A 24,939-nucleotide genomic window follows, 5' to 3' on the forward strand; every position below is an offset into this window, starting at 1 on the left:
CTTAAAGTGCAGGCTTGCTCCAGCCCCCCTTTACATTGAGCTGAGGATTAATAAAGTCATAGCAATTTGAATCGTGGATGATTCAAATAGTGAAATCCAGGCCATGGAAGGACTGTATTTCACGGTGCGTTAAGTGATTTTATGATCCGAAGGTAGTTATGCGTAGCATAATCTCAATGTAGGGTGGACTTCTTTTGGTTACTTTTCTTATCCACGTAAGAAAAGTAACTCGCTGAAAGGCGAAATAATGGAGCTAGGGGAATAAAAGTCTCTAGATTCCGGCTCGTAGGCCGGAATGACAAGAATGGGTTACAGGCTCGTAGGCGCAATGACAAGCAAAATAGAGCGAGATTCCCGACTTCTCGGGAATGACGAATAACCACCTAAATCACCCAAAAACATTGCCTTATACCCTGAAAAATGGTATAAAGCGCGCCGTGGCTCGAAAGTGCGTTTAAAGACGTTTATTTATTGGGCTGCAAATACGATTATTTACTTAAAACACACGCAGATCGGCACATTTGCCGGGGTGCTCCGCCAGAAGACTTTTTATTAAGACACTGGTTGGGGTCGGGAAATGGGATTTGCGGAGGCTTAACCCTAATTTAAGAGAGAATTTATTATGTCTAAAGTTAGTATGCGTGACATGCTACAGGCGGGCGTGCACTTCGGTCACAAAACTCGCTTCTGGAACCCTCAAATGCGTCCATACATCTTTGGTGCGCGTAACAAGATCCATATCATCAACCTCGAAGAAACAGTACCTATGTTCAACGATGCGTTGAATTACTTAGGTAAAATTGCTTCTAACAAAGGTAAAATCCTTTTCGTTGGTACGAAGCGTGCTGCTGCGGATATCGTTAAAGAAGAAGCGACTCGTTGTGGTCAGTTCTTCGTTGATAAGCGTTGGTTAGGCGGTATGTTGACTAACTACAAAACGATCCGTGGTTCTATTAACCGTTTGAAAGACTTGGAAAAACAGTCTGAAGACGGCACGTTTGATCGTTTGACGAAGAAAGAAGCGTTGATGCGTACTCGTGAGATGGAAAAGCTTGAGCTGTCAATTGGCGGTATTAAGAACATGGGCGGTCTTCCAGACGTATTGTTTGTGATTGATGCTGAACATGAAAGCATTGCAATTGCAGAAGCTAACAAAATGGGAATCCCTGTAGTTTCTGTTGTTGATACAAACTCTAATCCGAAAGGCGTTGATTACATCATCCCTGGTAATGATGATGCGATTCGCGCAATTCGCTTGTACTGCGGTGCAGTAGCGGACGCGGTACTTGACGGTAAGCAAAGCAACACAGTTGCTGACAGCGACGAGTTTGTTGAAGAGGCTGGCGAAGAGTAATCGTTGACCCTGTCGAGTATATGAAGGGGGCGCGGCCCCCTTTTTTGAAAAGACATTTGAAAAGCCTTTATATTCAGTAAGCTATAAAGCTTCATAAAGGTTTAAACACTTAGGTGTAGACTTTTCTAATTAAGTTTTCTGCTGAACCTGACCAGCAGAGTAATCTATCGGAGATACTATCATGGCAATTACTGCTGCATTAGTTAAAGAATTACGTGAGCGCACTGGCGCTGGCATGATGGAATGTAAAAAAGCGTTGGTTGAAGCTGACGGTAACATCGAAACGGCAATTGATAATATGCGTAAGTCTGGCCAGGCGAAAGCTGCGAAGAAAGCAGGTCGTGTGGCTGCAGAAGGCGTTATTCTTGCAAAATCATCGGGTGACACAGGCGTATTGGTTGAAGTTAACTCTGAAACTGACTTCGTTGCGCGTGATGACAGCTTCAAGAAGTTCTCTTCTGAAGTAGTTGACGTTGCTCTTGAGAACGGCACAGCTGACGTTGAAGCGTTGAATGCTACAGCGATGCCTTCTGGCGAGTCTGTTGAAGAAGCGCGTGCTAACCTGGTTGCGAAAATTGGTGAGAACATCACGGTTCGTCGCGTTGCCAAAGTTGATGGTAATACATTAGGTGCTTACGTACACGGTGGTCGAATCGGTGTTCTAGTTTCTCTAGAAGGCGGCGACGAAGAGTTAGCTCGTGACGTTGCTATGCACGTAGCGGCAAGCAACCCTCAGTTCAATACTGCTGACGACGTTGATCCTGACGTGATCAATAAAGAGAAAGAAATCATTAAAGCACAGCCTGATATGGAAGGTAAGCCAGAAGATATCGTTGAGAAAATGATGGTTGGCCGTATCAAGAAGTTCGTTAATGAGATCACGCTGGAAGGTCAAAACTTTGTTAAAGATCCTTCAACTACAGTTGGTCAGCTTCTAAAAGAGAAAGGCGCTAAAGTTGTTTCTTACACTCGCTTTGAAGTGGGCGAAGGTATTGAGAAGAAAGAAGACGATTTTGCGTCTGAAGTAGCTGCTCAAATGAAGAAGTAATTTGCTGATAAGGCATTACTAACTAACAAGAAGGAAAAACCATGGCCGATTTTGCTTACAAGCGTATTTTATTGAAATTGAGTGGTGAAGCTTTGATGGGGCGTGAGGCGTTCGGTATCGATCCTCAGGTTCTGGAAAGAATCGCTAGTGAAATCAAATCGTTATGTGAGCAAGGTGTACAAGTCGGCGTGGTGATTGGTGGCGGTAATATTTACCGTGGCCAGAAATTATCGGAAGCTGGCATGAACCGTGTGACCGGTGATCACATGGGCATGCTGGCGACTGTGATGAATTCTTTAGCTCTGCAAGACGCATTCGAGCGTATCGAGCAGCCAGCCAAGGTGCTGTCGGCGATGCCTATCGACGGTGTCTGTCAGGGCTTTTCCCGTCGTGGTGCCATCAATACGTTGGAAAAAGGGCGTGTTGTAATTTTTTGTGCTGGTACGGGCAACCCTTTCTTTACAACGGATACGGCGGCTTGTTTGCGTGGTATTGAAATCGACGCTGAACTGATTTTGAAAGCGACTAAGGTCGACGGTGTATATTCAGCAGACCCTTCTCAGGATAAGTCTGCGGTTAAGTATGATCGTTTGAGTTATAAAGAAGCCTTAGATAAAGAGCTGGCAGTAATGGATTTAACGGCATTTTGCCTGGCTCGAGACCACAACAAAAACATTCGAGTATTCGACATGACTCAACCTGGATCTCTGGAAAATGCTGTGTTGGGTAAAGATGAAGGCACGCTGATCCATCCATAATAGCTACTCTTTGCCTGCTTTTATCGTTGAATCAAGCGTTTATTTAGGCATAATAGCCTGATTAAGATTATAACAAGCAATTGTAGGAGATAACTCTGTGATTAATGACATTCAAAAAGATGCCGACCAGCGTATGGATAAGACCATTGAGTCTTTCAGGCACGATCTTGCAAAAGTTCGCACAGGCCGCGCACATCCTAGCTTGCTTGAGCATATTACGGTTCCTTATTATGGCGCGGAAACACCTATTAATCAGGTCGCCAGTATTAGCGTACAGGAAGGTCGTACATTAGTCCTTCAGATTTTTGATAAGGGTGCTATTCAGGATACAGAGAAGGCGATTTTGAAGTCTGATCTGGGTCTCACGCCGAATGTTGCTGGTCAAGTGATCCGTATTACTATGCCGCCACTGAACGAAGAGCGTCGTAAAGAGTTGATTAAAGTGGTTCGCAGTGAAGCGGAAAATGCTAAAGTAGCGATTCGAAATATTCGTCGTGACTCTAATAACTCGTTGAAAGAGTTAGAAAAAGAGAAAGAAATCACTGAAGATGAATTACGTCGTGCGGAAGAGCAAATTCAGAAGATAACCGACGCTAAAGTGGCGAAAGTTGAAGAGTTTCTGGAAGAAAAAGAGCAAGAATTACTAGAGATTTAATGCCTTGCATTTGTCTTTGCGACTTGTGGCGCCGTGAATTGTTCACGGCGTTTTCATATATAATGGAACATTAATAGATTGATAAGGTAATTTGAGTGTCAGAGCAGAAGATCCCTCACCATATCGCGATTATTATGGATGGTAACGGCCGCTGGGCTCAAGCACGCGGTAAAAAACGTGTGTTTGGTCATAAGGCGGGCATGGAGCGAGCGCGTGAGATGGCGGAAGTGTGTGGAGAGCTAGGCGTTAAGTACTTGACCTTATTCGCTTTCAGTAGTGAAAACTGGAACAGGCCACAGGATGAAGTTAGCTTCTTAATGGAACTGTTCGCGACCAGCCTTAAGAATGAATCGAAAAAGCTGAATAAGAACAATGTCAAACTGACCGTGGTTGGTGATAAAGATGGTTTTGATAAAACGTTACGTAAAGCCATTGATAAAGCCGAAGCATTGACCCAGGATAATGATGGGCTTTACTTACAGATTGCTGCGAATTACGGTGGTCGTTGGGATATGGTACAGGCTGCACAGCAGTTAGCGGCTCAAGGGCAGGAAATAACCGAAGAGGGCATTGCCGCTCACCTGGTAACAGGCGGCGGGCCAGATCCTGATTTGTTAATTCGTACCGGTGGTGAGCAACGCATTAGTAATTTCCTGTTGTGGCAGGCCGCTTATTCAGAATTATATTTTAGTCCTATGCTGTGGCCAGACTTTGACGGTGATGCTTTGCAACAAGCTATTGCTGACTATAATCAGCGCCAGCGCCGCTTTGGTCAAACCGGTGAGCAGGTAACGACAGCAGAACAAGGAGATTAGGCCAGTGCTAAAACAACGAGTTATCACTGCTGTTTTATTGTTACCTTTGGTAGCATGTTTATTATTTATACCCAATCTAAAGCTCTTTTCAGTGATTTTATTGCCGGTTTTCGGCATTTTGGGCTGGGAGTGGTCGCGTTTATTGCAAACTAACCTGGTCGTACGAAGTGGCTTTATTGCGGCTGTATTAGTGGCGGTAGGCGGATTATGGTACCAGCTTCATGCGCTGGAGTTTTTTGTCGATGCTCAGCTGCCGCAACAGTGGTACCTAATCTATCCCTTTAAGCTTCTGATTGTAGCGCTTCTGGTCTGGGTGCTGGCGACAGCTTTAGTTTTGTTATACCCCAGAGCAACCCGAATGCTGTTTCGTGGGCCCTGGATGAGGGCGTTGCTCGGAGTGGCCATTTTAGCGGCCGCCTGGCTGGCTATCGTGGTTATTCGCAGTTTCCATATCTCTCAGGATTATTATCTGGGTGCCTGGATGTTGCTGTTAATGCTTGTGGTGATATGGGGAGCCGATGTTGGCGCTTATTTCGCCGGGAAGAATTTCGGAAAGCGCAAGTTAGCTCCAATCGTCAGTCCGAATAAAACCTGGGAAGGTGTTATCGGGGGGCTGGTATTGGCCGTCGCTTTAGGAGTAACGGTATCGCTGCTGTTAAATTTGCACTTCGAGTGGGCACAATTGATTATCTTTGTTGTCTTAATGGTTGCGATGTCGGTTATTGGCGATTTGTTTGAGAGTATGTTGAAGCGACGCGCTGAAATTAAAGACAGCAGTAATATTTTACCCGGACACGGTGGACTGCTGGATCGTTTAGACAGCACCTTGTCAGTAGCGCCTTTCTTTGTCGTTGGTGTGCTGTGGCTAGAGTTGCTGGGATAAAGGTACAGAGTGATTTTATGAGTAACTCCAACCAGCAATCTGTTGAAAGCGTCTGTATTTTAGGGGCGACAGGGTCTATCGGCACCAATACTCTGGATGTCATTCGACGTCATCCCGATAAATATCGAGTCTTTGCGTTAACGGCAAATCGTAATTTGGAGCAGCTAAAGCTGCAATGTCGGGAGTTTGAGCCGGACTATGCCGTGATGCCCGATTCCGAGTTAGCTCAGGAGCTGGAGTCTTTCATCGCGTATAAGAAGCTCAATACTCAGGTCTTACACGGTGCTGACAGTCTCGAGTTTGTTGCCAGCCATGAAACCGTCGATACGGTTATGGCGGCGATTGTTGGAGCGGCAGGCTTGTTACCAACACTGGCTGCAGCTGAAGCAGGCAAGAAAGTACTTTTGGCGAATAAAGAAGCCTTAGTCATGTCCGGGGCTTTATTTATGGATGCTGTGAAATCCCATGGCGCTACACTGTTACCGATCGATAGTGAGCATAATGCGATATTTCAGTGCTTGCCAGAGCATTTTGTGGAACAAGGTATTGAGCACTGCGGTGTGCATAATATTGTCTTGACTGGTTCGGGCGGCCCTTTTTTAAAGAAAGACCTGTCGGAGTTTGCAGCGATTACGCCGGACGAAGCCTGTGCGCACCCGAACTGGGATATGGGACGTAAAATCTCGGTGGACTCAGCGACCATGATGAATAAGGGGTTGGAGTTGATCGAGGCCTGCTGGTTGTTTGATGTTATGCCGCAGCAGGTTGAAGTGGTGCTTCATCCGCAAAGTATTATTCACTCTATGGTGCGTTATAACGATGGCTCGGTGTTGGCACAGATGGGGAATCCAGATATGCGGACACCGATTGCTCATGCTTTGGCGTTCCCGGAGCGGATTGATGCAGGCGTGGCGCCGCTGGATTTCATGGAAATTTCGCAACTGACTTTTGATCGTCCCAGCAAAGAACGTTACCCTTGCCTCGCACTGGCGAGTCAGGTGATGAAGCAGGGGGGGAATGCACCGGCAAGGCTCAATGCGGCAAACGAAGTAGCGGTTGAGGCGTTTTTGAACGAACAAATCGCTTTTACACAGATCGCGCAGGTGATTCAGCAAACATTAACCTCAACCGAGTATGCTGAAGCATTAAACTTAGAATCAGTGTTGGCTGCCGATAAAGAAGCCAGAGAGTTTGCTCAACATTTAGTTCAACAAACACCATTTAACCGTAATTAAGTGAGAGACTAACGCGTGACCACTGCAATTTGGAGTATTTTTGGCTTATTAGTCCTACTGGGCGTACTCGTGACTTTCCACGAGTGGGGGCACTATTGGGTTGCTAAAAAACTGGGTGTAAAGGCCCTGCGCTTCTCGGTTGGTTTTGGCAAACCGCTTTGGAGTCGTTTTAATAAACATGGAACAGAATTCTGTATCGCACCAATCCCACTGGGTGGTTACGTTAAGTTTGTCGATGAGCGGGAAGGAAAGGTCAGTGATGAAGATTTGCCTTATGCCTTTAACCGCCAGCCGGTGTGGAAGCGCATTCTCATCGTGCTTGCTGGACCCATGGCGAACTTCTTGTTGGCTATTCTGGTATATGCTTTTGTCTTTATGTTGGGTATTTCTGTCGGTAAGCCTTTTGTCACAGAAGTGTACCCGGAAACACCGGCGGCAAGCGCTAACTTCCCGGGTAAAAGTGAAATTATCGACGTTGGCGGTAAACCGGTAAAAAGTACTCAGGACAGCCTGTTCGCCTTTCTGGATCATATTGGTGATGATACTCAACTGGACGTGCTGGTTAAGCCTGTAGGACAGGACTCGACGCAGACGGTGACCCTTGATATTAGTCAATGGCAAGAGCCAGATGAGCAGAAGGATTTATTTAAAGCGTTAGGGCTGGAGTTTGGACGTGTCGATGGCCCAGCTGAAATTGGCGTTGTGGCCAAGGATAGTGCCGCAGAGCGAGCGGGTCTTAAAGTTGGCGATCGTTTTGTCAGTATAGATGGTGAGCCTATCAAATACTGGAGCGATATGGGCGATATTATTGCTGCGAACCCACAGCAGCCGTTACAGATGACAATTGAGCGAGATGACTCGCTGATAGAGGTGACCGCAACACCCGACTTAAGACCGGGAACAGAGACTCAGGGCGTGTTAGGCGTTGGCGCTGCTTTTATCGGTTATAACACCATCCAGTACGGCTTTTTTGAGGCGCTGGGAAAAGGCTCTCAGGAAACCTGGCAAATGGTCGAGCGGATCAGTAGCTTTCTGGGTAAATTGGTGACAGGTAAGTTATCAATTAAAAATGTGGGTGGGCCTGTCGGAATCGCACAAGGGGCGGGGCAGACAGCGCAGGCTGGAATGGTTGCATTCTTGCTTTATCTCGCTATGATAAGCGTCAACTTGGGCTTTGTTAATCTATTGCCAATTCCTATGCTCGACGGCGGGCATCTGATGTATTATCTGGCCGAGTTGATCCGCGGTAAGCCAGTTTCTGAAAGAATTATGGAACTTGGGATGCGAGTTGGCATCATATTACTGCTGACGTTAATGGCTGTAGCGCTATTTTTTGATATAGACCGATTAAACCAATAGAGATAATTAGATGCATTTGATAAGAAAAACGGTAACTGCATTAGTTTTAGCGGGATTATTTTCCAAAGCTCAGGCCATAGAGCCATTTGAAGTACAGGATATCCAAGTTGAAGGGTTGCAACGTGTATCCCTGGGAACCTTCTTTACCGACCTACCGATCCGTGTTGGCGAGACGATCGATGATGCGCGTGCGCCATCGGTTATTCGTGCCGTTTATCGTACGGGTAATTTTGACTTTGTAAAACTGGAAAAAGACGGTTCAACGTTAAAAGTTATCGTTGTTGAGCGTCCGATTATTTCTGACATTATTATTGAAGGTAATAAGGTTCTTAAGACCGAGCAGCTCGAAGAAGGCATGAGAGGTGCTGGCATTGCCAAAGGTGAGGTGTTGGACAGCTTCGTCCTGGATAAAATCGAGCAGGAAATTTCCAATCAGTATTTCTCAAATGGTCACTATCATCTTGATGTCGAAAAGAAAATTGTTGAGTTGTCACGAAACCGTGTCCAGTTACGAATCAATATTAAAGAAGGTGGTTCGGCTCGTATTAAAGAGTTTAACTTAATTGGTAATAATGTTTATTCAGACGAAGAGTTAATTTCTCAGTTTGAGTTAAGCACGGGCGGTCTTTTTACGTTTATTACCGATGACAATAAGTACTCTAGTGTGACTTTAGAAAAAGATCTTGAGACGTTAACTTCGTATTATAAGGATAGGGGCTATCTGAAGTTTTCGATCGACTCTACCGAAATTTCACTTTCTGAAAATGCAGAAGATATTTATATTACACTGGGTATGAGTGAAGGTGACATTTATAATGTCTCTGAAATAGATATCTTAGGTGACTTTACGATTAATGAAGAAGCTATTCGTCGTTTGATTCCTTTGCAAAGTGGTGATGTCTATTCAGCGGCAGCAATGACCTTTGCTGAAGAGCAAATCAAGCAGCTATTAGGGTTGTATGGATATGCTTTTGCTGAAGTAAGAACCATCCCTGAAGTACTGGAGGATACCGCCGAAGCTAAGTTAAGCGTTATGGTTAATCCTGGAGAGCGTTATTACGTTGATAATGTATCATTTAAGGGTAATGTTACCACCGATGAAAATGTGCTTCGACGGGAGTCACGTGTTACAGAAGGTGGGGCTCTGTCTTCTGCTCTGGTTGAGCGGAGTAAACTCAGACTACAAAGATTACCTTTTATTGAAGAAGTTAAAGTCGATACCGTAAAGAAAGAAGGCGAGACTGATCGCGCTGACGTTAACTTCACCGTGAAAGAGCGTAATGCTGCACAAATATCAGGTGGTTTAGGTTATAACGACTTCTATGGACTCAGCGTAAATGGTGAACTTTCGCACCAGAACTTTATGGGAACAGGTAACTCAGCTTCCATCGGGCTCAGTACAAATAAGGCTGTGAAAAGTGCTAATATCAGCTATACGGATAACTACTTTACACAGAATGGTATTGGTTTAAATACGTCTCTTAATTATAGTGAGACCGACTATAGTAAGCTGAACTTGATTGCGCAAAGTCTCGATACATTGGCACTGGGCTCTACTATGTATTTTCCAACTGGAGAGTTTTCCAACTTCAGTCTTGGGGCGAGGGTGTCTAAAAATTCACTCACATCCCCGGTGACCAGTTCACAGCGAGTAATCGACTTTTTCAGTTTGTTAGGGGCTGACGCTCGAGTGGACTCAGAGATTGATTTTGACATTGTCTCAGCTAATGCTGGTTTTCGATATAATAGTCTTAACCGTGCAATATTCCCATCTAAGGGTGTTGATCATAGCTGGCGCTTGGAGGTAGGAACTGAAATTGGTGACCTCGAGTACTATAAAGCCACCTATGACTATAATTATTACTTTCCGATCAACGAAGAAAATGACTGGATCTTTTCTATACGGGGAAGTATGGCGTATGGTGATGGTTTAGGCGACACACCATCGTTACCATATTTTACGAACTTTTATGCAGGAGGTAGTGGCTCGTTGCGCGGCTTTGAGCCGAATACCGTGGGTCCAAGAGATATTCAGCGCATAAGAAGCTCTGTATCGGTTCCGGGTTCCATCCCTGGCTCCGGTAGTACTACAGTTTATTTACCTGAAGAGTATGACCAGATTGCTGTAAGTCGTTATTCTATTGGCGGAAATGCTAAATTTTTGAATGCATTTGAGTTAATATTTCCAACGCCATTTGTAGAAGATAACTCAAATGTACGAACGAGTTTCTTTGTGGATGTCGGTAATGTATGGGATACTGAGTTTGACGTTAATAGATTTGAAAATTTAGATATACATCCAAATAGTGCATTAAGTACTGTGCCTGATTTCTCAGAATATAAGGATTATAGGTCGTCATACGGTATTTCGTTGCAGTGGTACTCACCACTGGCACCATTACAATTCAGTATATCACGCCCAATAAAAAGTCAGCCATATGATGACACTGAAACCTTTACATTCAACATTGGTAAAACATTTTAATTTAATTGGAGAAAGATTTTGAAAAAGATAGTATTTGCATTTTTAGTCAGTCTTTTGATGCTTCCTACGATGGCAAGCGCTGAAACAAAAGTAGGAGTTATTGATACAAATTACATCATGACTAAAACACCAGAAAGAGAAGCTATACAGCAGACACTAAGTAAAGAGTTTAAAGGAAGAAAAGGTCAGTTAGAGCGCGAGTTTAAAAAACTCGAAGAAGATCGTACTAACTATATGAGTAACGCGAAAACGATGTCTGCAACTCAACGTACAACAACGGAGCGTGATTTGAAAAAGCGCTCTTCAGACTTTAAGTTAAAAGAAGAAGCTTACAAAGAAGACTTCAAACGCCGTACTCAGGAAGAAATGAAAAAGCTGGGCAAGAAATTACAGCAAGCGGTAGATGCTGTTGCAAAGCGCGGTGGGTATGACTTATTAGTGGATCGTCGTGCTGTACCTTACATTGGTCCTGGTGTTCAAGACGTATCTGAACAGGTACTACAAGAACTATCGAAATAATCAATTTCGTTAAGGAGTGGTTTTGCAAAAAACGCTTCAAGAGATAGCATCAGCCATCAATGCTGAGCTAAGAGGAGAACCGCAGTTAACCATTACTGCGGTTTCGCCGTTAGATAAGGCCGAAAAAAATCATATCAGTTTTATCAATCAGGCGAAATACGTGACCAAAGCCTTGTCGAGCCAGGCATCAGCCTTGATTGTGACGCCAGACATTGCCGATAGCCTTTCTGGTAACTTGCTCATAATGCGCGATCCTTATCTGGGCTTTGCCAAGGTCTCACAATTGTTTGATACTACGCCGTATCCGCAGCCTGGCATTCATCAATCAGCGGTGATCGCTACTGATGTAGAGCTAGGGGATAAAGTCTATATCGGGCCTAATGCCGTCATTGGTTCCGGTACTGCAATAAAAGACGGTGCTGTGATTGAGAGCGGCGTTTCTATTGGTGAAAACTGTTGTATCGGTGAAAGTACCAGAATTTATCCCAATACGGTGCTTTATCATAACGTAACTTTGGGTGCTGATTGTATCCTTCATGCCAGCGTTGTGATCGGTTCCGATGGCTTTGGTTATGCTAACGAAAAGGGCCAGTGGGTAAAGATTCCTCAAGTTGGCGGTGTTGTTATTGGTGACGGCGTTGAAATTGGCTCCCATACTGCGATTGATCGCGGGGCGATGGAAGATACCATAATCGGTCAAGGGGTTAAGCTGGATAATCATATCCATGTGGCCCATAATGTGAAGATCGGCGATTACACGGCGATTGCCGGTTGTACAGCGATTGCTGGTAGCGCAAATATAGGCAAGCATTGTACTATTGCTGGACGAGTGAGTATTTTAGGTCATTTATCCGTATGTGATAATGCTCATATTACAGCGACAACCTTTGTTAATAAGTCTATTACAAAGCCTGGTGCCTATTCCTCTGGAACCACGCATCAGGATAATAAAAGCTGGCAGAAAAGTGCGATCCGCTTTCGCCAATTGGATGACATGTGGCGTAAAATGAAGCAGCTAGAGAAAGAAATGCTTCAACTGAAACAAAATAGAGAAACAGACAATGAGTAACGATAATAGCTCAAATGAAATGAACAGTATGGATATCTACGAGGTAATGAAGCACCTGCCTCATCGCTATCCATTTTTATTAATTGATCGCGTATTAGACTATACGCCGGGGGAACGCCTAACCGCCATTAAAAATGTGACGGTTAATGAGCCATTTTTCCCTGGACATTTCCCTCATAGACCCGTATTTCCGGGTGTTTTGATGTTGGAGGCGTTGGCGCAGGCGACGGGTATTCTGGCATTTAAAACGACAGAAGATTTGCCAAGCGATGACTCTTTATATTACTTTGTAGGTATTGATAATGCTCGCTTTAAAAAGCCGGTTGAACCGGGTGATCAGCTTCTAATGGAAGTTGAAGTTATAAGACGTAAACGTGACATGTGGAAGTTCAGTGCAAAAGCTAGTGTGGATGGCAAAGTCGTTTGCTCAGCTGAATTAATGTGTGCTCGAAAGGACATAGTGTGATTCATCAAACCGCCATTATTGACTCAACCGCAGACATTGCGGACAACGTTGAAATTGGTCCATATTCTATCGTTGGGGCTAACACCAGTATTGATGAGGGTACTGTGGTTGGTCCTCACGTTGTCATTGGTGACCATACGGAAATTGGTAAGGACAACCGTTTTTTCCAGTTTTCGTCGATTGGTGTAGAAAATCAGGACAAGAAATACGCTGGAGAACCAACCAAAACCATTATTGGTGATGGGAATGTTTTCCGTGAATGCTGTACTGTTCATCGCGGCACGATACAGGATCGGGGTGAAACTCGAATTGGGGACGCCGGTTGGTTTATGGCATATACCCATATCGCCCACGACTGCCTGCTGGGGGATAACACCATCATGTCTAATAACGCGACTCTGGCGGGTCACGTTGAGGTGGGTGATTTTGTGATCTTGTCAGGTTTTGCCAAGATCCATCAGTTTTGTAAAATTGGTTCTCACGCCTTTGTTGGTATGGATTGTTCGATTAGCAAGGATATACCGCCATTCGTGTTGGTCGCAGAAAATGCGCCTTTTGGCCTCAACTCAGAAGGTTTAAAGCGTCGCGGGTTTAACTCCGATACTATCAGCGCGTTGAAAAAAGCTTATCGTTTCCTCTATCGCAAATCGTTAAAAATGGATGAGGCGATTGCGGAAATGTCGCAGCTCGAGGACCCAAACGTCGACTTCTTGATTGAGTTCCTTCAATCGGTTGAGCGCGGAATTTTAAGATAATAAAAGCGCCATGTTGCCAGTAAAATCTATTCAACGAATTGCTATTGTCGCCGGAGAAGCCTCCGGCGATATTTTAGGTGCCGGATTAATTTCTGAACTGAAGAAAAAATACCCAAATGCCATGTTTGAAGGTGTCGGTGGTCCATTAATGCAAGAGCAGGGCTGTGCCAGTCTGTATCCGATGGAAACTCTATCGGTCATGGGGTTAGTTCCTATACTAAAAAAACTGCCTGGATTGCTAAAAATGCGTGCAGATCTTGCTCGCTATTGGGTGGATACTAAGCCAGACCTGTTTATCGGTATTGACGCGCCAGAGTTTAATATCGGTTTAGAGCAGAAACTGAAAGCTCAGGGTATTAAAACCGTACATTACGTCAGCCCGTCAGTTTGGGCCTGGCGACCAAAACGTATTTATAAGATCAAAAAAGCGGTGGATCTAATGCTGTGTCTGTTCCCATTCGAACAGGACATATATCAGCGGCACGCCATTGATAATTTCTGTGTGGGCCATACATTAGCGGATGAGACCCCAATGCAGAGTGATAAGGATGAAGCTCGAGAGTCATTAAACATTACTCCAATGCAGCAGATGGTATGCTTGATGCCCGGAAGTCGTGCTTCTGAAATGAAGCTACTGGGACCGGACTTTATTGAGATGGCATTTCTGTTAAAGAAATTTTATCCGGAAATCACCTTTATCGCGCCGATGGCGAACGAAAAGCGTGAGGAGCAGTTTAGAATGCAGCTGGCGGAAGCCGTTGAGAAACACGGCTCTGTGCCTGATATTAAGTTGATTGATGGACAGTCGAGAGTGGCTATGGCTGCTGCCGATTATATTGTGATGGCGTCCGGCACCGCGACGCTGGAAGCGATGTTGATAAAACGACCTACCGTGGTAGCCTACAAGGTTGGTGCTTTAAGCTACAACATTTTTAAGAAATTACTGACCATTGATACCTTTGCTATTCCTAACTTGTTGTCGAAAAAAGATCTTTTGCCGGAATTAATCCAGGATGATTGTACGGCCGATAATCTGTTTGCCGAGGTGCGTGCCTGGATTGGTGACCATGACAATAACCGCAGTCAACGCTGGCAGGAAGTCGAAGCAGAGTTTACCAAGTGGCACCAGACCTTAAGCAAAAATGCTAACGTCTATGCGGCTGATTCGATTGAGCACTGGTGGTCGGAAAATGGTATTCGACAAACTGAGGCATTAACCGATGGTTGATACAATAGAACAACGCCCACTGTTAGTGGCAGGTGTGGATGAGGTTGGGCGTGGTCCTTTGGCTGGTCCGGTAGTGGCAGCTGCCGTTATCCTCGATCCTGAGCAGCCGATAGAAGGGTTGGCGGACTCTAAAAAGTTAACGGAGAAACGCCGAGAAGCGTTGGCTGAGGAAATTAAGGAAAAAGCACTGTCCTGGTCCATTTCGCGGGCCGATGTCGAAGAGATTGACCAGATTAATATCCTGCAGGCGAGTTTACTCGCCATGAAGCGTAGTGTGGAAACTTTGTCGCACCAGCCGGAGTTGGCATTGATTGATGGCAACCACTGTCCTGAGCTAGACTGTGCTATGGAAGCTATCATCAAAGGTGATAGCAAGGAGCCGGCGATTAGTGCAGCTTCGATATTAGCCAAGGTTGCCCGAGATAATGAGATGAAGGCGATGGAAGGCAAGTATCCCGGTTATGGCTTCGCCAAGCATAAAGGCTATCCAACAAAGCAGCACCGTGAGGCCATTATGAAGCTGGGTATCACGGACATACACCGCAAGTCGTATGCACCGATTCAGCAACAGTTAGAGCTTTGAGACTCAATACTGAATAATCTTACTGCAATGCATTCTGGACCTATTTATAATGGGTCGATATCAACAATAACGAAGACTAACGATACGAATTAATTATGGCACCTCGTTTTGTCCATTTAAAACTTCATACCGAATATTCCATGGTGGATAGCCTGGTCAGGGTTAAGTCACTGCTGGGCGAGTGTGCCGAACGTGAAATCCCTGCCGTCGCCATGACCGATCAGATGAACATGTGCGGTTTGGTAAAGTTTTATTCTACTGCCATGAAAATGGGGATTAAACCGATAGCAGGTGCTGACTTACTGGTTCAAAATCCGGACGAAGAAGAGAATTTCTTCCGCGTGACCGCCTTATGCATGAGCCAGGATGGTTACCTGAACCTTAAGTATCTAATTTCTCGCGCTTACCTGAAAAACCAGCACCGTGGGCTGCCAATGGTCAAAAAGGAATGGTTGGCCGAATTAAATGGTGATCTGATCATTCTGTCCGGTGGTAAGGATGGTGATATTGGTAAAGCGGTCCTCGCTGGCAAAATGGGTAAGGCCGCCGAATATTTAGGTTTCTGGAACCATCATTTTTCCAATCGTTTTTATCTCGAATTACAACGGACTGGCCGACCTCAGGAAAATGAATATATTCATCAGGTGATAGGTCTGGCGCAAGGCTCGAGCACACCGGTTGTCGCAACGAATGATGTACGTTTCCTGAGTCAAGATGACTTTGATGCGCACGAAGCCCGAGTATGCATTAACCAGGGCCGAGTCCTGGCCGATCCGCGACGTCCGCGAGATTACTCCGATCAGCAATATTTACGCTCGGACGAGGAAATGATCGAGTTGTTTGACGATATTCCTGAGGCGATTGAGAATACGGTCGAAATTGCCAAGCGTTGTAACATGGATTTGCGTTTAGGCGAATATTTCCTGCCGGAATTCCCAATCCCCGAAGGCATGACCATTGAGCAGTACTTTGAGCATGTCTCAAAAGAGGGGTTGGAGAAGCGTCTGGACCACCTTTATGATCGCAATGCGGACAATTTTGCAGAAATTCGTAAGCCGTACGACGAGCGGCTACAAATTGAGCTCGACGTTATTAACTCGATGGGGTTCCCCGGTTACTTTTTAATCGTTGGTGACTTTATTCAGTGGTCAAAAGATAACGGTGTGCCTGTGGGACCAGGGCGGGGTTCTGGTGCAGGTTCATTAGTGGCTTACGCCATGAAAATTACTGATCTTGATCCACTCGAGTTTGACTTGCTCTTTGAGCGATTCTTGAACCCAGAACGGGTCTCGATGCCTGATTTTGACGTCGACTTCTGTATGGAAGGACGTGATCGGGTGATTGATTACGTAGCCGATCGTTATGGCCGGAACAGCGTATCGCAGATTATTACCTTCGGTACCATGGCGGCGAAAGCGGTAATTCGTGATGTCGGGCGTGTACTCAGCCACCCTTATGGTTTTGTCGATAAGATCGCTAAGCTGATTCCGTTTGAAGTGGGCATGACGTTGGAAAAGGCGTATGAAGAAGAGCCTGAATTACCACGTCTGTATGAAGAAGATGAAGACTTTCGTGAGGTCTGGGACTTAGCGCGTAAGCTGGAAGGTGTAACGCGTAACGCCGGTAAGCACGCCGGAGGTGTAGTAATCGCTCCTGGTGATCTGGAAGAGTTTGCGCCGCTCTATTGCGACGAAACCGGTGGCAATGTTGTCACTCAGTTCGATAAGGATGATGTCGAAAGCGCTGGCCTGGTGAAGTTTGACTTTCTGGGTTTGCGAACGCTTACCATCATCGACTGGGCACTGGATACTGCTAACGGCATCTTAGAAAGAAAAGGTGAACAACCGGTTGATATCACTAAGATTGATACCGAAGATCCGGAAGTATTTAAGTTATTGCAAGAAGCTAATACTACGGCCGTATTCCAGCTGGAATCCCGTGGTATGAAAGACCTGATTAAGCGGCTTAAACCGAACCGCTTCGAAGATATTATCGCACTGGTGGCGCTGTTCCGTCCCGGACCGTTACAGTCTGGCATGGTTGATGACTTTATCCGTCGTAAGCATGGTCTGGATAAGGTCTCCTATCCACACCCAGATTATCAGCACGAATGGCTGAAAGAGATTCTTGACCCGACTTACGGCATTATTCTGTACCAGGAGCAGGTGATGCAGATCGCTCAGGTGCTGGCGGGTTACTCGCTCGGCGGTGCGGATTTGCTTCGTCGTGCTATGGGTAAGAAGAAAATCGAAGAGATGGAGCGCCAACGAAACATCTTTAAAGAAGGTGCCGAGAAAAATGGCGTTGATGGCGATCTTGCTATGAAGATTTTCGATCTGGTAGAAAAGTTCGCGGGTTATGGCTTTAACAAATCGCACTCGGCCGCTTATGCCTTAGTCGCCTACCAGACGGCATGGTTGAAGACGCACCATCCAGCCTCGTTTATGGCGGCAGTTATGTCGTCCGATATGGATAACACTGACAAGGTAGTGACCTATGTCGAAGATGCCGAAATGCAGGGCATTACGATTACGCCACCCGACGTAAACAAAGGTGAGTACCGATTCTCGGTTGATGAAGAGGGTCGAATCGTATACGGCATTGGCGCGATTAAAGGTGTCGGTGAAGGGGCGATCGAAAGCATTGTTAGCGAGCGCGAAGCAAACGGTCCGTATGATGACCTGTTCGACTTCTGTAGCCGGGTCGATTTAAAAAAGGCCAACCGTCGTGTTTTAGAATCATTGATCCGTGCTGGTGCGCTCGATCAGCTTGGCCCAAACCGGGCTACCCTGATGGCGTCGCTGGACGAAGCGATTAAAGCGGCAGAGCAGTTTAATAAGAGTCAGGCAGTGGGCCAAGACGATTTGTTTGGCAGTGTGGTTGCGACCACAGCGTCAGAGCAGCACCAATACGTTAAAGTGAGGCCTTGGACTGACGAACAGGTGCTGCAGGGCGAGAAAGACACCCTCGGTCTGTATCTGACCGGTCACCCTATCGATCGCTACGTGCCTGAAATTCGGCAGATGACCATCACTCGCCTGCGCGATTTACAGCCAACCGGCCGTGGTCGTTCGGCTCGTGTCGTTGGTCTTATTATTGCGATGCGTGTGATGACGACCAAGCGCGGTGATAAAATGGGAATTCTAACCATCGATGATAAATCAGGACGCTGTGATGTCACGGTATACGCCGAAACCTATGAAAAATACCGTGAGATCTTAACCAAGGATAGCGTGGTGGTAATCGATGGCGAAGCTCGTCACGATGATTATTCCGGTGGTGTCAGCGTGAGTGCAAATAGCGTTTTGTCGTTCGAACAGGCGCGAGAACAATATTGTAAAAAAATTGTTATTACCATGTCCGATACGATCATTGGGCCTGATACCATAATCGAGTTGAACGAAAAGCTGAATCAACATAAAGATGGCGCCTGCCCAGTGGTTATTAACCTACAATATCAACAAGCTAAACTCGCCGCCGATTATAAACTAGCGCCCGAGTGGGCTGTGCAGCCAGCGGATTCGTTGGTGTTCGCTTTGAAGCATCTTCCTGGGTGTGTAGAGGCGAGGGTGGAGTATTAATCCTCTTCTGTCATTCAGCGGTAGCCAGTCCTTAACTGAGCTTGTTTGTACCCTTTTCTTTGCTTGTCCAAAGAAAAGGGCGAAAAGAAACGACACCCCGAGATTGAGGTCATGCGAGCATGACTCCCTTCGATATACACAAAATATTTAACGCACCAAGGTTTACAGCACGTCCCTGTGCTGAAAACCTTTATCAAAATCATCTCCCTAAAGGGATTCCTTCGCGGTCACTTATCTGTATTTCACTATTCAAAACGTCCTGTTTTGAATTGCTATAACAAGTTCGCTTTTCCGCTCAATATAAGGGGCAGTTTGGTGCTAGCCTTTAGCGCTGGATGCTTGCAGAAAATCCCCTTGAGTCATTTAAAAACAGTTGTAATTAAATATCAGCACTAATAAGGTGCCATAAGTAATTATTTCATTGAAAGACAAGGTCACGAAGTAATTGAATAAAAGATTCAAAAAGTGGACAGAGTGGTACTGGAAAATCGTAGCTATTCTATACGTTATAGGCACCGCAGCTGCTTTAATTATTGAGTTAGATACGGTGATAACTGATGTAACTATTATGGTGTCGGTATTTTTCTATAATCTTTTGTCAGCTGCTTTGGTCAGCGTTATTCTTTACGTCATATTGTCATACCTATTGCTTTATTCATAAAATATAGGCGTACTAGAAGAAACATGTAAGGAAACTAAATGGTGTTATTATGAACTCAAATTTATTACTACTTCCTATGCTGACTCACGTTTTGTGGGTGGCGTTGTTATACGTTTTATTAACAGTGGTGCGTGCGCCTACGGTGTGGGGTTTTATTCAGTCGAAGAAAGAGGCTTGGGCTGAGGTTGAGCCACGAGTTAGTGCGAATCTTTCAAATCAGTTTGAGTGGCCGTTATTTTTCTATGTAGTGTGTGTATTGCTGGTTACTCAGGGGAGTGTAGTAGAGCCAGCTCAGGTTTGGCTGGCGTGGGTTTTTGTTGGTGGTCGTCTTCTGCATAGTTTTATACAGATTCTAACCAACAACGTTCGTCTAAGGGGTTTGGTTTTTACCATTAACTTTTTAGCTGTTATAGCGATGTGGCTTTTCTTTGTATTTTAATCTTTGCTGTAGAACTGCCAGTTAAACTTGCTTCGTTTCCACATCATGGCGGTTAATCCAAAATAGAGAGACATGTACAGAGCAAAGTGCCATTCGATAATATTTTCTGCCTGATCAGCCCAGCTCACGCCAGTGGCTTTAATCACAACATTGGTTATGCCTAAGCACCAATAAAGCACCATCAAGAAGAATTGTAGTTTTAAATACCGATAGATTTTTGTATCCAGCTCATCAGTTCTTTGCTGTAGGCTTCGAATACTGAACATCTGCGCCAGAATGGTTAAAGCGAAGTAGAGGGTGGTGCCGTAGCGGCGCAAAAGTTGGTAGGCTTCACCTTCGGTGCCGAGGAAATCTACATAGAGGACTAAGAATACTGCGCCAATAGTTCCTAATATAAAAGTCGTGGGATGAGGTTTTTTGGTCGTTTGTTTTAACCAAATACTTTGCAGAAACCAGAATAGCACTAATAAGGCCGCTGTCGGCATCATCAGCCCGCGAAATAGAAATATGGCATTTCCTTCACGAGCGGCACGGCTGATAGAGGTACATCCCTCGAAGTAGGGCACACACTCCCTTGCCACTCCTTCCCAAAGCCCAAGGAAAAATGCCCCATGCGCTGCTATGATAGGGATTAAACAAACACTCCAGGCGATGTGGTGTGGGCGGATAACATCCTCCAAAATACGACGGATTACGTTGTATTAGTCAATCATAGAGTTGTTAGTCAAAAATGTCATGCTTGCATTTATAAGAGTTACCTCAATATTATGTTTATACCTTAATAAGAGTTTAGGGACATTAGCCCTATGAAAGTTGATCATATTACGATTCTCGTGTCGTCACTAGAAAATAGCATGCCTTATTACGATACCTTGCTGCCGTTAGTAGGTTTTAACAAAGAACGAGATCACATTTGGACTGACGGGAAGGGGTTTTATTTCCAGTTTCGACAAGCTGAACCAAACACTTCTCAGTATGAACGGTATGGGGCTGGTATGAATCACCTAGGATTTAGTGCTCCGACAAAAGAGAATGTTGTATCCATTCAAAGAGCCATGAGAGAAGCAGGTTTTGAAGCTCCTGAAATACAGGATTTGGGAGGAGTGACTGCTCTTTTTATGAAAGACCCTGACGGGATTCGGTTTGAGATAAGCCACTATCCTCCAGGTGTTAATGTGGTTGATTAGACAGTGTTACATTACTTGTTACTATATCAACATAACAAGAGTAGGTTGGGCTGTTAAGTCCAATATTTAACTTTTGAAGTTAGATGTCACCCGGATTACCCACAGGGGGCTAATCGACCTTAAAGCTTTTTCTTTAGCCTTTTCTCCACCATCTTTTTTTCCCAGTTGATATTGAGGATGTTTATGACTTCGAAGGCTTGTAGTCCGTGGAAAGCTATCCCTAGAGCCCATGCGCCCCATGGGATAATCATTTCGGTTATTTTTCCGGTGAAGATGAAAATCACGGTAAAGGTAATGAAAAACATTAGGTGTCCATAAAAGTCTTTAATGCCTTTAACGTATTCCATAGCGTCTGCCTCCTCATCTGTAACTCTTTCTACAGGTCGTTCTTTGACTTCAGCTTTGTCGATTGTATTCATTACAGGCTCCTTGTTTTGTGGCTCCTGAGTATTTTGGGTTGTCTCAGGAGTTTGAAAGGTAGCGATATCCACTTCAAACACAGCAGCCAGAGCTTTCTGGCTTTCTAGACTGGCTGGTTTGCCACGTTCAATTCGCTGTATAGTGCGGACGCTTAGTCCTGTCATTTCAGCGAGTTGTTCCTGTGACCATCCATTGCGTAATCGTAGTTTTCTTACAATCATGTCTTTCCTGAACCTTATAACTGTGTTGTGACTATCGAGTGAGCCTGTATTATTAAAATACATGGTTGAGTATACCACGACACGATACGGACAGTAGGACGGATGTCACCTGACACTTAGGCGACAGTCTATATAAATCAGTCGGTTACCAAGAGGGTGAGAGTAAACTGTAGAGGATGAAACTTCCCAGGGAAAAGCATAAGATACCGTAAATATGAATAAATCTAACCACGGTCGGAATGACTTTCTGGGCAAAGTGACGATGCCATCGCCATGGAAAACCGATCAGCATCAGTGAAGTAATAATAATTACCCAGCCAAAAATGCCAAAGAGATCGCTATAGAACATACGGGGTGATGCTGTTACGAGGGCTGCACCAGCGATAAGGCGCAAGGTTTGTTCGGTGAAATGATACAGTGGGCTCTTGGCGAATGCTTCAAGAAAACGAACTGCTTTTGCTTTTGCAAAAATGGCCACAGGCTCGAAGCACATAAGCCCAATGGCAAATACAGCAGCAATAACTGTTGAGACCATTTCCATTTTGTAACCTCCCTGATATTTTCTATATTTATAGCACACCTTCGTGTTTGAGCAACCACTCTTTAGCTTTGAGTCCGCCTGCGTATCCAGTCAGTTTGCCGTTTGCACCTATCACACGATGACAAGGAACAATTATCGAAATAGGGTTTTTGCCATTGGCTGCCCCGACTGCTCGGCTGGCGTTTTTATTACCAATGGCTTGGGCCAGTTGACCATAGTTCCAGGTTTTACCAAAAGGAATTTTCATCAGTGTTTGCCACACGATTTTCTGAAACTCTGTGCCGTTTGAGTCCAGAGGAATATCGAATGTTTGCCTCTGTCCTTCGAAATATTCTCTTAGCTGTTGTTTGGTTCTTTCGAGCACAGAGTTCGTTGAGTGAGTAGGTTCGCTCGTTGCTACTGCATGCCATGGCTTAAATAGTAAAGCTTTAAGATGGTGCTCCGTGGCATATAGATGCACAGTACCGAAGGGGCATGTCATTTGTTGGTAATAAGTTGTCATGGGCTACCTATAGACTGTTCCATAAATGAAGTGTGGCGTAACTGCGCCAGGGGCTCCAAAGGTTAGTGTCGGTCATATGGTATTTCTCCAGCGCTTTGATAACGCCTAAATCTTTTTCAGGGAAGGCATCGGGATCGCCGCCGCTACGTAGCTTAATATATTCATAACTCCAGGGGCCGATACCTTTTATATTGAGAATTTCGCTAAGCTCTATCTCTTGTTCGCTTTGCTCTTTTTCGAGATACCAACAGGCGAAGTCTTTTAGCGTTTGCTTGCGTTGCCCGGGCATTTTAAGAAAGCTTAAGTCGGCTTGCGCTATTTGCTGAGCAGTCGGGAATACTTTGAAATGTTTATCATAGTCACTGCCAAGTTTCTCAATTAGTTGGTGCGTATGGCCGTAGGCCGCTTTAACGGAAACCTGTTGGCCCAGAATGGCTTTAATACCGGCTTCAAAGGTATTCCAGCAGGCTGGTAGCCGTAAGCCGGGTGTCAGAACAGCTCCAAGTCGCTTATCTTTAGCCAGGTGGTGTTCGATCGTGGCAATATCACTGTCCAGATCCAAAACCTTCTTGATGTGCGCGATGACTGACATCAATTGTGAGGTGTCTTGCAGACGGATATGCAGCTTGAAACTGTGCTCGTCGGGAACATGAGTCGCCTCAAACCAGCCCAGGGTATCTGCAATAGTAAACGTTCGACTGTAACTATTTTCGCTGATCTGTTCGATTAAGGGGAGTTCGCGCTGCTTGAGGAACTGCTGCATCTGCGGCCAGTTAAAAGGGGGACGATACGATAGCTTCAACTCGATCGACATATCATTGCTACCCTGAGGTGGTTTACTTTTTCTTAGCTGTGAAGGAGATAGTTTCATGGTTTGTTTAAAGCTGTCGTTGAAACGTCGCACGCTGTTAAAGCCCGAGCTTAAAGCGATATCGGTAATTGGCAGTGTGGTTTGATGCAGCAGCTGTTTTGCCAGCATTAGCCGGTGGTGGTTTGCAAAGCTTTGCGGCGACATGCCCAGGTGTTGCTGAAAGAGCTTACGCAAATAACGACTGCTGATACCAAGTGACTCGCTGAAGCTCTCCAGGCTATGCTGATTAAGAGCTCCTGACTGAATGCGCTGCATGGCTTTGAGTAACACCGCCTGATTACCGAGCCAAGCGGAGGACTGAGGTGCGGATTCCGGACGACAACGTAAACAAGGACGAAAGCCTGCTTCTTGAGCCTGTGCGGCACTTAGAAAATAAACAACATTATTTTCTTTCGGTGGACTTGCCGGACAGATTGGACGGCAGTAAATATTGGTGGTTTTTACCGCAATAAAAAATTTCCCATCATAGCGAGAGTCGCGAGCGAGTCGTGCTTTCTGGAAAGTTTCCATGTTACTGGTTGCTGTCTTCAAAGTCTTCATAAACGCTATATTAGCATTAAGTGTGTGGCAAACTAGCCAAATTCGGAACTAAATGAAAACACTCCCTTTATGAGTGGAACCGATAACTGTTTCAATAGTCCTATTTTCAAAGAGTTACTCATTTTAAGGATGGCTATGGTTGTGAAAACTCGACAGACATTAAAAGTGCTTTTGTTAAGTTTGGCTGTGATGGTCGCTGGGCCCGTAGCGGCAAAACCTGAAGCATTGGTTAACGCTGCTCTTGAGAGGACTGAGCATGTCGTTGTGTATGATGGATCTTACCGAAAGATTGATTACCCCATGGGCGATGTGCCAGTGGGAATTGGCGTTTGCACTGATGTAGTGATCCGCAGTTATCGGCAGCTGGGAATTGATTTGCAACAGCGAGTGCATGAGGATATGAAGGCTAACTTTGACAGCTACCCGGATAATTGGGGCTTAAGTCGAACCGATACCAATATTGACCACCGCCGCGTACCGAATCTGGAACGGTTTTTTGAGCGCCATGGTAAATCGTTAGCCATTACCCATAAGGCGGAAGATTACCAGCCGGGTGATATTGTCAGTTGGCGCTTACCCAATGGTCTGCCGCATATCGGCATTGTCACCAATCGTTCGGCTGAGGGCAGTCATCGATTCAAGATAGTGCATAATATTGGCCTTGGGCCGCGCCTCGACGATATGTTGTTTGACTTTAAGATTGTCGGACACTACCGCTATTTCCCGGATACCGAGGTGGTCGAGCTTGGAAAGTAGAATTAGTC

General features: G+C 45.3%; 24 protein-coding genes. 19 read left to right on the forward strand and 5 right to left on the reverse strand.

Annotated elements, in window-relative coordinates; genetic code table 11:
- Nucleotides 1-622: 622 nt before the first annotated feature.
- The 17 genes from rpsB to H7708_RS06115 all read left to right on the forward strand — a co-directional run bounded on the left by rpsB (nucleotide 623) and on the right by H7708_RS06115 (nucleotide 19,893).
- Nucleotides 623-1,354 carry a 30S ribosomal protein S2 gene (gene rpsB / locus H7708_RS06035; RefSeq protein WP_223669578.1) on the forward strand — a complete coding sequence of 244 codons (732 nt, stop codon included), beginning with the start codon at nucleotides 623-625 and terminating at the stop codon, nucleotides 1,352-1,354.
- Between the two features lie 181 nt (nucleotides 1,355-1,535).
- Entirely contained in the window at nucleotides 1,536-2,402 is an 867-nt protein-coding gene (tsf, locus tag H7708_RS06040) for a translation elongation factor Ts (protein WP_223669579.1), read from the forward strand.
- A gap of 41 nt (nucleotides 2,403-2,443) precedes the next feature.
- Complete coding sequence (pyrH, locus tag H7708_RS06045) at nucleotides 2,444-3,160, forward strand: UMP kinase (protein WP_223669580.1); 717 nt, start codon at nucleotides 2,444-2,446, stop codon at nucleotides 3,158-3,160.
- Nucleotides 3,161-3,257: 97 nt separating this feature from the next.
- Complete coding sequence (gene frr / locus H7708_RS06050) at nucleotides 3,258-3,815, forward strand: ribosome recycling factor (RefSeq protein WP_223669581.1); 558 nt, start codon at nucleotides 3,258-3,260, stop codon at nucleotides 3,813-3,815.
- A 95-nt stretch (nucleotides 3,816-3,910) separates the two neighbouring features.
- On the forward strand, nucleotides 3,911-4,630 hold the full coding sequence (locus H7708_RS06055) for an isoprenyl transferase (RefSeq protein ID WP_223669582.1): 720 nt from the start codon (nucleotides 3,911-3,913) through the stop codon (nucleotides 4,628-4,630).
- A 4-nt stretch (nucleotides 4,631-4,634) separates the two neighbouring features.
- Nucleotides 4,635-5,513: a phosphatidate cytidylyltransferase gene (locus H7708_RS06060; protein WP_223669583.1), complete on the forward strand. Its 879-nt coding sequence runs from the start codon at nucleotides 4,635-4,637 to the stop codon at nucleotides 5,511-5,513.
- A 17-nt stretch (nucleotides 5,514-5,530) separates the two neighbouring features.
- On the forward strand, nucleotides 5,531-6,748 hold the full coding sequence (gene ispC, locus H7708_RS06065) for a 1-deoxy-D-xylulose-5-phosphate reductoisomerase (RefSeq protein WP_223669584.1): 1,218 nt from the start codon (nucleotides 5,531-5,533) through the stop codon (nucleotides 6,746-6,748).
- A 15-nt stretch (nucleotides 6,749-6,763) separates the two neighbouring features.
- Nucleotides 6,764-8,107: an RIP metalloprotease RseP gene (gene rseP, locus H7708_RS06070; protein WP_223669585.1), complete on the forward strand. Its 1,344-nt coding sequence runs from the start codon at nucleotides 6,764-6,766 to the stop codon at nucleotides 8,105-8,107.
- Between the two features lie 10 nt (nucleotides 8,108-8,117).
- Entirely contained in the window at nucleotides 8,118-10,592 is a 2,475-nt protein-coding gene (bamA, locus tag H7708_RS06075) for an outer membrane protein assembly factor BamA (protein ID WP_223669586.1), read from the forward strand.
- An 18-nt stretch (nucleotides 10,593-10,610) separates the two neighbouring features.
- Nucleotides 10,611-11,111 carry an OmpH family outer membrane protein gene (locus H7708_RS06080; protein ID WP_223669587.1) on the forward strand — a complete coding sequence of 167 codons (501 nt, stop codon included), beginning with the start codon at nucleotides 10,611-10,613 and terminating at the stop codon, nucleotides 11,109-11,111.
- 16 nt (nucleotides 11,112-11,127) lie between these two features.
- Nucleotides 11,128-12,180 carry a UDP-3-O-(3-hydroxymyristoyl)glucosamine N-acyltransferase gene (lpxD, locus tag H7708_RS06085; protein ID WP_223669588.1) on the forward strand — a complete coding sequence of 351 codons (1,053 nt, stop codon included), beginning with the start codon at nucleotides 11,128-11,130 and terminating at the stop codon, nucleotides 12,178-12,180.
- Nucleotides 12,173-12,646, forward strand: coding sequence for a 3-hydroxyacyl-ACP dehydratase FabZ (fabZ, locus tag H7708_RS06090; protein ID WP_407929723.1), 474 nt, complete (start codon nucleotides 12,173-12,175; stop codon nucleotides 12,644-12,646). Before lpxD ends, fabZ begins: the two co-directional genes overlap by 8 nt.
- Nucleotides 12,643-13,401, forward strand: a complete 759-nt coding sequence (gene lpxA / locus H7708_RS06095; RefSeq protein ID WP_223669589.1) for an acyl-ACP--UDP-N-acetylglucosamine O-acyltransferase — start codon at nucleotides 12,643-12,645, stop codon at nucleotides 13,399-13,401. Before fabZ ends, lpxA begins: the two co-directional genes overlap by 4 nt.
- Nucleotides 13,402-13,414: 13 nt before the next feature.
- The gene (gene lpxB, locus H7708_RS06100; RefSeq protein ID WP_407929724.1) at nucleotides 13,415-14,629 is read left to right on the forward strand and encodes a lipid-A-disaccharide synthase; all 1,215 of its coding nucleotides are present in this window, start codon (nucleotides 13,415-13,417) and stop codon (nucleotides 14,627-14,629) included.
- On the forward strand, nucleotides 14,622-15,212 hold the full coding sequence (rnhB, locus tag H7708_RS06105) for a ribonuclease HII (RefSeq protein ID WP_223669591.1): 591 nt from the start codon (nucleotides 14,622-14,624) through the stop codon (nucleotides 15,210-15,212). Before lpxB ends, rnhB begins: the two co-directional genes overlap by 8 nt.
- Nucleotides 15,213-15,304: 92 nt before the next feature.
- A complete protein-coding gene (dnaE, locus tag H7708_RS06110; RefSeq protein WP_407929725.1) occupies nucleotides 15,305-18,793 on the forward strand; it encodes a DNA polymerase III subunit alpha in 3,489 nt (1,162 codons plus the stop codon).
- A gap of 710 nt (nucleotides 18,794-19,503) precedes the next feature.
- On the forward strand, nucleotides 19,504-19,893 hold the full coding sequence (locus tag H7708_RS06115; protein ID WP_223669593.1) for an MAPEG family protein: 390 nt from the start codon (nucleotides 19,504-19,506) through the stop codon (nucleotides 19,891-19,893).
- On the opposite strand, the gene H7708_RS06120 is transcribed toward H7708_RS06115, so the two are convergent.
- Nucleotides 19,890-20,459: a hypothetical protein gene (locus H7708_RS06120; RefSeq protein ID WP_223669594.1), complete on the reverse strand. Its 570-nt coding sequence runs from the start codon at nucleotides 20,457-20,459 to the stop codon at nucleotides 19,890-19,892. The two genes, H7708_RS06115 and H7708_RS06120, sit on opposite strands and share 4 nt — an antisense overlap.
- A 240-nt stretch (nucleotides 20,460-20,699) precedes the next feature.
- Here H7708_RS06120 and H7708_RS06125 point away from each other — a divergent pair, with 240 nt between their 5' ends.
- Nucleotides 20,700-21,080: a VOC family protein gene (locus H7708_RS06125; protein WP_223669595.1), complete on the forward strand. Its 381-nt coding sequence runs from the start codon at nucleotides 20,700-20,702 to the stop codon at nucleotides 21,078-21,080.
- A 119-nt stretch (nucleotides 21,081-21,199) separates the two neighbouring features.
- On the opposite strand, the gene H7708_RS06130 is transcribed toward H7708_RS06125, so the two are convergent.
- From H7708_RS06130 to H7708_RS06145, 4 genes are all read right to left on the reverse strand, one after another.
- Complete coding sequence (locus tag H7708_RS06130) at nucleotides 21,200-21,721, reverse strand: helix-turn-helix domain-containing protein (RefSeq protein WP_235727531.1); 522 nt, start codon at nucleotides 21,719-21,721, stop codon at nucleotides 21,200-21,202.
- A gap of 145 nt (nucleotides 21,722-21,866) precedes the next feature.
- Nucleotides 21,867-22,262 (reverse strand): hypothetical protein, encoded by a 396-nt coding sequence (locus H7708_RS06135; protein WP_223669596.1) that lies wholly within the window; start codon nucleotides 22,260-22,262, stop codon nucleotides 21,867-21,869.
- Between the two features lie 28 nt (nucleotides 22,263-22,290).
- Nucleotides 22,291-22,764, reverse strand: a complete 474-nt coding sequence (locus H7708_RS06140; protein WP_223669597.1) for a methylated-DNA--[protein]-cysteine S-methyltransferase — start codon at nucleotides 22,762-22,764, stop codon at nucleotides 22,291-22,293.
- Between the two features lie 7 nt (nucleotides 22,765-22,771).
- Nucleotides 22,772-24,175, reverse strand: a complete 1,404-nt coding sequence (locus H7708_RS06145; RefSeq protein WP_223669598.1) for a DNA-3-methyladenine glycosylase 2 family protein — start codon at nucleotides 24,173-24,175, stop codon at nucleotides 22,772-22,774.
- Nucleotides 24,176-24,310: 135 nt separating this feature from the next.
- Between H7708_RS06145 and H7708_RS06150 the strand changes: the two genes are divergently transcribed.
- On the forward strand, nucleotides 24,311-24,931 hold the full coding sequence (locus H7708_RS06150; RefSeq protein WP_223669599.1) for a DUF1287 domain-containing protein: 621 nt from the start codon (nucleotides 24,311-24,313) through the stop codon (nucleotides 24,929-24,931).
- Nucleotides 24,932-24,939: the final 8 nt, after the last annotated feature.

It is taken from the genome of Kangiella shandongensis (assembly GCF_020005365.1).
In the GTDB taxonomy this organism is placed as follows: Bacteria; Pseudomonadota; Gammaproteobacteria; order Enterobacterales; family Kangiellaceae; genus Kangiella; species Kangiella shandongensis.